We start from the raw sequence: 8,997 nt of genomic DNA, 5'->3' as shown, positions 1-8,997 counted from the left end.
TATCGGGTCAGTTTGCGGCCAAATTAGGGTGACAGGGCGACCATAAGTTGAAATTTCTTACTGCCACCGACCGATATATCTTCCGGCTTGTGATGTTGCCGCTGCTCGCGACGCTCGCAATCGCGGCATCATTGTTGTTGCTGGACAAGATGTTGACCCTGTTTGACTTCGTCGCCGCAGAGGGTGGACCGGTCAGCGTGGTCTGGCGCATGCTCGCCAATCTGATACCTGAATATCTATCGCTTGGCATCCCTATCGGGCTATTGCTGGGCATATTGCTGGCGTTCCGCAAGCTCGCGACATCCTCCGAACTCGACATTTTTCGGGCGGTGGGGATGAGCTATTTTCGGCTGTTGCGCGTGCCATTCCTGCTGGCAATCGCGCTGGCTACGGTAAATTTTGCCATTGTCGGCTTCCTGCAGCCCAGCGCGCGCTATCTATATGAAGAACTGCGGTTCGAGCTGCGATCAGGCGCCTTTGGCGCAAAGGTCCGGGTCGGCGAATTCAACAATGTTGGCAAAAATTTGACCATGCGCATCGATGAAAGCCGGAACAATGGTAACGCGCTGTCGGGCATGTTTGTGTACGCGCAAAGCAACAATGGACAGTCCATCGCCGTTACGGCTGAAAAGGGTCAGTTTTTGCGCACCGATGATCCGGACACGATATTGCTGCGATTGGAAAAGGGCACGCTCGTGCACGACGCGCCCAATTATAAATCGCCGCGCGTGCTCAGCTTTACCAGTCATGACGTCCCCATCCCGCTGCCGCAGATTGAAAGTTTTCGTTCGCGTGGCGGCAAAGACCGCGAATATCTGATTACAGAATTGGTGCAGATCGGGAATGATATGCAAAGGCCCGCGTCGGAACGCGACAGTGCGTGGGCTAATTTCCATTTCCGCCTGGTTGAGGTGGCGATGATGCTTCTGCTGCCATTGCTTGCATTGGCGCTGGCGATACCGCCGAAACGGTCGACATCCGCGCTTGGCGTCTTTTTATCGATCGTGATGGTAGTGACCTATCATAAGATAAATGAATATGCCGAAAGCGTCGGCGCAATGGGTATTGTTGACCCATTTATCGCATTGTGGGTGCCATTTGTGCTGTTCGCCGCGCTCATCATCTGGATGTATCATGTGATCGCGCATGTGCCCGGCGGTCAGCCCATCGGCGCACTTGAAGTCTTCGCGACAAAGGCCGGTAAATGGTTCAAGAAACTGTTCCGCTGGGGCCGAAAATCGCGGCTGGCCACCATTGGCATGCCTGTGCCGCAAGAGGGGTCATAACCCATGCATTTCTTCCCCTCGCGCAACATTACCATGTATATGGCCCGGCTGTTTGTCGTGCGCAGCTTTGCTGTGTTGATGATGCTTGTGCTGGTGTTGATGACGCTCGATCTGCTGGGTGAAAGTGGCAAGATATTGGCGGTCCCCGGAAATGATCAGGGCGATGTGTTGCGCTATGTGACGATGCGCGCACCGCAAATCATTGCCAGATTTCTGCCCTTCTCCGTGCTGTTGGGGACATTAATCACCTTCGCGACCCTCAGCCAGAACAGCGAAGTCGTAGCGATGAAGGCGGCGGGATTGTCCGCACACCAAATTCTTGCGCCCATGTTTGTCGCCAGCTTGGGCGTCGCGCTGATTTCGTTCGTGTTTAACGACGTTGTCGTCGCGCCGAATACCCAAAAGCTTAAAGTTTGGAAGGATGCCGAATATGGCGCAATAGCGCCCGATACAGACGCGCGCAGCAATGTGTGGGTCCGCGAAGGCGGCGACCTTATTAATGCGGGCAGGGTGCTGGGATCGGGCGACAATATCGTCCTCGATAATGTCCGCGTCTATTTGCGCGCCAATGGCGGTTTGCGTCAGGTCATTACCGCGCCAAATGCCCGTTATGTGGGCAACGCATGGCTGCTTGAAAATGCGGAGACATTTGACGTCGCGACCACCGAACAGAAGAAGGTCAGCAATCTCGTCATCGGCAAAGGCATCACGCCCGATAGGTTCAACGTCCTTAAGGTCGATGGCGAGAGTCTGGCTTTCTTGCCGTTGATGCGCGCCATTGACGATCTGCGCGCCGCTGGTCGCCGCACCGATAATCTTGAAGGCATTTTGTGGCACAAGCTGGCAGGGCCGTTGTCGACCTTGTTAATGCCCTTGCTGGCTGCGGTCGCCGCCTTTGGCCTTGCCCGCTCGGGCGCTTTGTTCGTGCGCGCGGTGCTGGGCATGGCGCTTGGCTTTACCTATTTCGTGGCGGATAACTTTGCCTTGGCGATGGGCAATTTGGGCGCCTATCCGCCCTGGATTGCCGCATGGGGACCATTTCTGCTCTTTTTACTCATCGGCGAAACGGTGCTTATCCGCACTGAAGAATGAGCCTTCCGGATAAGGCGGCGTTGGGCACATAAAATGCGTTTCGGGAATTCACTATGACAGACATCATCATTCGGCCGGTTGCAACCAAGGCAGACAAACGCGCGTTTATTGACCTGCCGTTCCGGCTTTATGCGCATGATCCCAACTGGGTTCCGCCATTGAAGAGCGATGTGATGGCGACGATTACGCCCGGCAAGAACCCATGGTTCGAACATGGTGAGGCGCAGCTTTTCCTCGCCGAAAAGGACGGAAAAGTTGTTGGCCGGATCTCCGCACATTTGGATTTTCTCGCGCTGAAACAGCCGCCGGAACAAGGCATGGGCCCCGGCGTCGGCAATTGGGGGTTTTTTGAGGCGGAAGATGAAGCCACCGGAAAACTGCTGATTGCGACCGCTGAAGATTGGCTGCGCAGCAAAAACATGGTGCGCTCACTCGGGCCGTTAAGCCTGTCCATCTGGGAAGAGCCCGGCGTGTTGATTGATGGCCATGACCATCCATCCACCGTGCTCATGGGCTATCATAACGCAGCCTATGGCGGGTGGATTGAGGCAGCGGGCTACGCCGGCATCAAAGATCTGTATACCTATCAAATCCCGATTGATGTGCCGTTTCCGCCGCTGGTGGAGCGCATTGTCGCATCGGGCGAGCGCAACGAACGCATCGTCATTCGTAAAGTGAACAAGGATAATTTTGATGCGGAAGCCGCGTTAATCCTGTCCATATTGAACGACGCGTGGAGCGGGAATTGGGGCTTTGTGCCCATCACCGATGCCGAAGTCGCGCATACCGGAAAGCAGTTGAAACCTATCGTCTTTAACGACCTGATCCGGATTGCGGAGGTTGATGGCGAACCCGTTGCCTTCATGATGACATGGCCCGACATCAACGAAAAAATCGCTCAATTTGGTGGCAGCCTGTTCCCGTTCAACTGGGCGAAGCTTTTGTGGTGGCTGCGTGCGCCAAAGGTCAGCACGATGCGCGTGCCGTTGATGGGCGTGATGAAAAAACTGCAGTCGACCCGCATGGCGAGCCAATTGGCGTTCATGATGGTCTCGCTCATTCGTGACGCGTCCACCAGCCAATTTGGCGCAAGCCGCGGTGAGTTCGGCTGGGTCCTTGACGATAATGGCCCGATGCGTTCGGTGGGGGAGGCGATTAACGGCAAAATCAACAAGGTGTACCGCATCTACGAAAAGCAGCTTTGACCGCGAAGGCCACGCGCCCGCGCCCGCCGTTTCACATTTGATTGGCCAATTTAACGCGTGATGGCTTCGCCGATAGAGGCGTAGATCATCGCCACGGCAAAGGTTGCGATCATGCCGACGAACAAGGCGACGGGGGGAATTTGCAAAACGTCCATATCAGGCTCCTTGGGTTAGGAGCCCACTATGCACCGCGCAATCAGGTCATGCTTTGATCTGGATCAAATGGCCGACAATCGCGCCCATCGGCAACGGCCCATAAATATGCGGGAACAGCGCGCCGCCGCGGGATTCCTCCCATCGGATGGTCTCACCCAGATAGGCCAAGTTCACCTCTGCAATGACGAGGCCGTCTTGCCCCGCGAAATGCTTGTCGAGCGTGCCCTGCAGCTGATCCTTGGCCGACAAATGAATATAACCATCGGCCAGATCGACGGGCGCGCCGTGAAAGACGCCGTCGGCCTCAAACTGCGCCCATTGCGCGGCGGTGAATATTTTGAAGGCGGTATCGGGATGGCTATGTTCGGACATAGGCCGCCCATGCCGAAAAGCAGGGGTGGGCGCAAGCCGCGCATGGGGACGCCCCCGCCCCGACGTCGTCTCGCCCCACTTCGTCATGCTGACCGCGTCTTTACTCCTCCCCGTCACCCTGAACTTGTTTGTGCTTTGCACGCCTCCGGCTCCAGGGTCTTAATTATCGACGTTGAAAAGTAAGATGCTGGCACGCAGTCACCGCAGGTGAAACAAGTTCAGGGTGATGGGTGGTGGGAACAAACCCCCGTTCAGCCCCAACTACCCCGCCAGCATCCATCCCCCCACCAGCGCGACGGCAAAGCCCTGCAAGATCGCGGTCTGGTGCAGGTGGCTGGAAAAGGGTTGCTTGCGCGTCTTATGCCGGAACAGCGCACGGCCGGCATACGCGCCAATGGTACCCCCCAAAAACGCCCAAGCCAGCAACGTCCCTTCGGACACCCGCCAAGTCCCTTGCGCGGCACGGATCTTGTCAAAACCGAACAGCATGAACGTCCACAGATTGACCAGCGCAAACAGGCCAATGGCATTGGGGAGGGTGAGGAGGGTAGGGAGGTTCATCGGGTCGCTTTTCTGAACCCCTTAGGTTTTATGTCACTAGGTCTAGCGGTAAATCTGATATGTCTTTCAGACGCTTACCAGCAATCATTGTATCTAAAAGGTCCAGCGTGTCCTCTCTGTCTTGATCGACAAGAGCTTGGCGCAATTCGTACAATGCAAAGTGATAGACGCAATCAATGTCGCCAGTTCCCATCGCCAATGAAGCAATTCGACTGGGCATCGGTTCGCCAGTAATGACGGCTATGTGCGGCAAGCGGCCTTTCCGGTTACGTACGAGGTTCAGTCCTTCCGAACGAGCGTTTTGGGCGCGATCACTTCGAAGTGTCCATTTGCAACTTATCGAAGCATGTAAAATAGATTGCGCGCCATTGGATTGACGCAAGCTGGTGAGTTGTGCGCTCTTATTATCAACCAACATTTCACTGGCGTTGATAACATCATCGCTGTCAGGGTGACGGCCTACAACGATATCGGGCTTAATTAGATAATCTGACCCTAAAGCAGTAGCAATTTCCCGATTGCTTTTGGCTATCGCTTCAAGCTCGTCGAGATGGGCATATTGTTCAAATTGCGCGATGCCAACGCCCTTTGAAACGAAAAATTTACCGGGACGCAGATGAGAAAGATGGTCAAAGCACAGTCGGACAAAGTTAGCGGCCACATCTTCAAAATCGGCACCCGCTGTCTGGCCCGGTAATTTAGCGGCAGTTCTTGCCACACCAAGCTGATCGAGAATGGCGCAAGCTAATGCAACACTTATCCTGCTGCCGGTATCGGCATTGCTCGGCACCCCCTTGTCGTTCTTGGTTAGTATGCCGGCAAGAATCGTCGCATGAAACTCCGTTCGTGCCTCCGACAGCCAAGCATTCTTAATCATGCAGCGCGCACCAAAAAGTGCTTCTGCACGGACAGAGCGATTTTTAAATTCTGCGCCACGGCTTTGGCAACGGGTGGCGGAAACGCATTGCCGACTTGGCGATAGCTCGTCGTCTTGCCGCCGTGGAACTGCCAATTGTCCGGAAAGCCTTGTAAACGCGCGACCATGCGGACGGTTAGGCGGGGCGTGCCAACAAAATCGGCTCCGGGTGCTTCGTTGAACAGGCTTTTGCCCTCGACACCCAAAGTTGCCCAAGCGGCGCGTGCACGGGTGGGGCCCAAATCGGGACCACCATGTTTTTTGCTGCCGCCGACAATCGTTGGGGCAATATCATTGGCGCTCTTTGCCCATGCCTTCGCGCCGCGCCATCCATTTTCGCCCATCAGATCGACCAATGTTTCACCAACGGTTGGTGGGTTGTGGGGTAGCGCAGTGGGCCAATCGAACGCATCGACATAATCCTTACGCAGCGCGACAATCACGACGCGCGGACGAAGCTGCGGTACGCCAAAATCGGATGCGTTGAGCAAGCGCCAATCGGTCTTGTAGCCCAGCTTCTCCAACTGGCTTTTCAAACCATTGCGATAATCCTCGAACACTGCCGACAGAAAACCACGGACATTTTCGATCATGATTGCCTTGGGCCGTATTTCGTCAATCAAGCGGATGGCGGCAGGAAACAGGTTGCGTTCGTCGCGTTCGCCCAGCTGCTTGCCAGCCGCCGAAAATGGAGGACAGGGCAGGCCACCGGCGAACATATCAATGCCTTCAAATGGCCGCCCGTCAAAACCGTTCATATCGGCGCAGCGCACATCCCAATTGGGACGATTGAGGCAAAGGGTAGCGGCATAATCCGGCTCGATCTCCACCAAAGCCGAATGGCGAAAGCCCGCCTGTTCAAGCCCGAGTGCTTGGCCACCAGCGCCAGCGCAAAATTCGATTGAGTTCATAAAGTGCACGGTACGTTCGGCATATGTTCTAGTCAATAGGGTTCTAAAAAAGCAGTCTTAGCATTTTGTCATACTCGGATAGCCCTTAATGATTTTCACCGATTTCCGTTTCGACATATCGTCCATCGCGAATAAGTGTCATGTTGCCTCCTGTAGTTAGATCAAACTGTATGGATGAGGGGCTACATTGCCTTAGGCTGTCTGCCAATAATCAGACAGAGATGCTATGCAGGCTTGCCCAACCTTGCAATCGCTTCAGCAATCTTTCCCAACGATTCCGTATCCACAAGGGATTCAATCTTATGCGCGTCCACGGAGTTACCAAAATATCTGTCTGTTAAGCGATCTCGAATAACTGTTTTGGTTTCTGGTGGCAAAAGCTCGATAAATGGTCCCAATGTAGACAATTCAAGTTCACGCTGGCGCGCTCTGTCCGCATTGGTCCGGTGCCGAGCCGATTCTCGTGCAGTATAAAATGCAGGTAACGAAATTACCAAAGCTGTAAGAAATCTCGTCAGTATTGTCCAAGGGGTCTCGTCATAAACAGAGCCACCGAATACCGCTACAAGGTGGGCAATGTAGTTCGACAGAACGATAAATATCCCTGTGCTGAAAAGGGCGATAGTTATCCATCGAAACGTATTTGCCAGCTTTGATTCATCAGCTGCCGTTTTTTGGTATGTTCCGGTGATCAAGACTTCACCTACCGACTGTACAAGGTTGCGGGCCTCTTTTTCTTTCTCGGATATTTTGTCAACAAGTTCGTCCGTAGACTTACCGATGCGCTCTATTTCTTCAGCGCTTGAAATATCCCAACCAACAGTTTTTGCTTGGAAGTTAATTTCGAATTTTTGGGCAAGGGATTTATAGGCGCTCTTGATAGTTTCCAGTTCGCCTTGAGATAGTGCTTGATGGCTGTCGATATCAGTTTTTAGAGCAGCAACCGCCGCCAAGTTATCCGAAACTGATGCAGAAAGCGTTGTAACATCGGAAAGGATTTTGCTTGTCTCTGATTTAATCTCATTGATTGCAGACGCAGAAGATCTACGTAGACTTTCAATTATGGCCTCTCCCTCTTCGATTCCTTCATTGGAAGTCGTAGGGAACGCTTGGTATAGATAAATTTGAAAACCCTGCTCGGCTTGATTAAACGCTCCAGCGACATGCCCCGGGTTTCGATTTGAGATATAATTGTTAAGCTCCGCAATTATACCGTCAGCCGAACTATTTAAGTTGTTCAGTGCATTGAGATTCATGGAAAGGGAGAGCTTCTTTTTCACTTTACTAGCAGCTCTCGTTGCTAAGTAAAAAATCCTATCCAAATACCAACGATGCCGCTCATCTAGGTCTGAACTCGCTCCTGTTAATATGACATTACTCTGAAACGCCAATAGGCGTTTCAGAGTATCATTTATGGGGTGGTCCTTAACCGGATTAAAAGCCATCCTTACTCCGCAGCCACCCCTGCTTGGTCAAACATATCGACGCGTTCATTTTTCGACGCCAGCTCAATGCCGATGGTCATATTTCGCGGTTTTCGAAGCTGTTGCATATTTGGTCCCCATCGCCGCGGGTGCTGGCTATGCTCCCAACATATTGTCAAAAAATGCAAAATCAAACCAATTTGAGAGTGTTATTGTCCATTTTGGTTGTTATCCACAACATTACCAATGGCAGAAAACGCAACGCACCTCGCGCCGCCATTGCGCGCACGACTTTGCGGCGATCGGCGTCGAGCGCCGTCGCTTCGTTTATGTCTATCTATCGAATTTATGGGTCGCGGTCGTCAGGTGGAAACGGCGCGGTCTCCATCCTGACGACAGGCGACGGGTGGCGGATTATTCCGCGGCGACCCCGGCTTGTTCGAACATATCGACGCCGTCATTTTCGGCGATCGGCTCAATGCCGATGATCTTTTTCTTACGATTGTCAAAGCTGTCCCACACTTGGCCCCAATCGCCGCGTGTTGACGCCTTGCTATACTCGGTCGCGCGGGTTTCGAAGAAGTTGGCGTGCTCGACGCCGTTCAACAATGGCGCGAGCCATGGCAGCGGGTGGTCTTCGACCATGTAAATGGGCTGGAAGCCCAGCTGACCCAAGCGCCAATCGGCGATGTAGCGGATGTAGCGTTTGATTTCCTTGGCGGTCATGCCGGGGACGGGGCCCATTTCGAACGCAAGGTCGATGAACGCGTCTTCCAAACGGACAACCTTTTGGCAGCAATCGATAATGTCTTCCCGCACCGCCTTGGTAAGGCAGCCGCGCTCTGCACAAAATGCGTGGAACAGCTTGGTAATGCCTTCGCAGTGCAGCGATTCGTCGCGGACCGACCAGGATACGATTTGCCCCATGCCCTTCATCTTGTTGAAGCGCGGGAAGTTCATCAGCATCGCGAAGGATGCGAACAGTTGCAGCCCTTCGGTAAAGCCGCCGAACATCGCCAATGTGCGGGCAATGTCTTCGTCGGTGTCGACGCCGAATTGATGGATATAATCAAC

9 protein-coding genes are annotated in these 8,997 nt (G+C 53.7%); 3 read left to right on the top strand and 6 right to left on the bottom strand.

Annotated features, from left to right (window positions below; genetic code table 11):
* The first annotated feature begins 47 nt into the window (after window positions 1–47).
* From lptF to ACIQ5B_RS08765, 3 genes are read left to right on the top strand one after another with little or no spacing between them, the layout of a single operon-like run.
* Window positions 48–1,286, top strand: coding sequence for an LPS export ABC transporter permease LptF (gene lptF, locus ACIQ5B_RS08775; protein WP_397598678.1), 1,239 nt, complete (start codon window positions 48–50; stop codon window positions 1,284–1,286).
* A gap of 3 nt (window positions 1,287–1,289) precedes the next feature.
* Complete coding sequence (gene lptG, locus ACIQ5B_RS08770; RefSeq protein ID WP_397598677.1) at window positions 1,290–2,378, top strand: LPS export ABC transporter permease LptG; 1,089 nt, start codon at window positions 1,290–1,292, stop codon at window positions 2,376–2,378.
* A 53-nt stretch (window positions 2,379–2,431) separates the two neighbouring features.
* Window positions 2,432–3,583 (top strand): N-acetyltransferase, encoded by a 1,152-nt coding sequence (locus ACIQ5B_RS08765; RefSeq protein WP_397598676.1) that lies wholly within the window; start codon window positions 2,432–2,434, stop codon window positions 3,581–3,583.
* A 201-nt stretch (window positions 3,584–3,784) separates the two neighbouring features.
* Here the strand turns inward: ACIQ5B_RS08765 and ACIQ5B_RS08760 are convergent, their stop codons facing one another.
* The 6 genes from ACIQ5B_RS08760 to ACIQ5B_RS08735 all read right to left on the bottom strand — a co-directional run.
* On the bottom strand, window positions 3,785–4,111 hold the full coding sequence (locus ACIQ5B_RS08760; protein ID WP_397598675.1) for a DUF952 domain-containing protein: 327 nt from the start codon (window positions 4,109–4,111) through the stop codon (window positions 3,785–3,787).
* Window positions 4,112–4,372: 261 nt separating this feature from the next.
* Complete coding sequence (locus ACIQ5B_RS08755) at window positions 4,373–4,672, bottom strand: DUF1294 domain-containing protein (protein ID WP_397598674.1); 300 nt, start codon at window positions 4,670–4,672, stop codon at window positions 4,373–4,375.
* A gap of 28 nt (window positions 4,673–4,700) precedes the next feature.
* Complete coding sequence (locus ACIQ5B_RS08750; RefSeq protein ID WP_397598673.1) at window positions 4,701–5,549, bottom strand: NgoMIV family type II restriction endonuclease; 849 nt, start codon at window positions 5,547–5,549, stop codon at window positions 4,701–4,703.
* Window positions 5,546–6,499 carry a DNA cytosine methyltransferase gene (locus ACIQ5B_RS08745; RefSeq protein WP_397598672.1) on the bottom strand — a complete coding sequence of 318 codons (954 nt, stop codon included), beginning with the start codon at window positions 6,497–6,499 and terminating at the stop codon, window positions 5,546–5,548. Before ACIQ5B_RS08745 ends, ACIQ5B_RS08750 begins: the two co-directional genes overlap by 4 nt.
* Before the next feature lie 224 nt (window positions 6,500–6,723).
* Entirely contained in the window at window positions 6,724–7,944 is a 1,221-nt protein-coding gene (locus tag ACIQ5B_RS08740; RefSeq protein ID WP_397598671.1) for a hypothetical protein, read from the bottom strand.
* A 393-nt stretch (window positions 7,945–8,337) separates the two neighbouring features.
* A partial coding sequence (locus ACIQ5B_RS08735; RefSeq protein WP_397598670.1) for a ribonucleotide-diphosphate reductase subunit beta occupies window positions 8,338–8,997 on the bottom strand: 660 nt, incomplete at its 5' end.

Origin of the sequence: Sphingorhabdus sp., from assembly GCF_044374345.1 — a bacterium.
GTDB lineage: Bacteria > Pseudomonadota > Alphaproteobacteria > Sphingomonadales > Sphingomonadaceae > Sphingorhabdus_B.
This window is presented reverse-complemented; position numbering and strand designations above follow the sequence as displayed.

Excerpts from the sequence above, each read along its gene's own strand:
- lptG (WP_397598677.1), top strand. The coding sequence starts at position 1,290 with ATGCATTTCTTCCCCTCGCGCAACATTACCATGTATATGGCCCGGCTG.
- ACIQ5B_RS08765 (WP_397598676.1), top strand. The coding sequence starts at position 2,432 with ATGACAGACATCATCATTCGGCCGGTTGCAACCAAGGCAGACAAACGC.
- ACIQ5B_RS08760 (WP_397598675.1), bottom strand. The coding sequence starts at position 4,111 with ATGTCCGAACATAGCCATCCCGATACCGCCTTCAAAATATTCACCGCC.
- ACIQ5B_RS08755 (WP_397598674.1), bottom strand. The coding sequence starts at position 4,672 with ATGAACCTCCCTACCCTCCTCACCCTCCCCAATGCCATTGGCCTGTTT.
- ACIQ5B_RS08750 (WP_397598673.1), bottom strand. The coding sequence starts at position 5,549 with ATGATTAAGAATGCTTGGCTGTCGGAGGCACGAACGGAGTTTCATGCG.
- ACIQ5B_RS08745 (WP_397598672.1), bottom strand. The coding sequence starts at position 6,499 with ATGAACTCAATCGAATTTTGCGCTGGCGCTGGTGGCCAAGCACTCGGG.
- ACIQ5B_RS08740 (WP_397598671.1), bottom strand. The coding sequence starts at position 7,944 with ATGGCTTTTAATCCGGTTAAGGACCACCCCATAAATGATACTCTGAAA.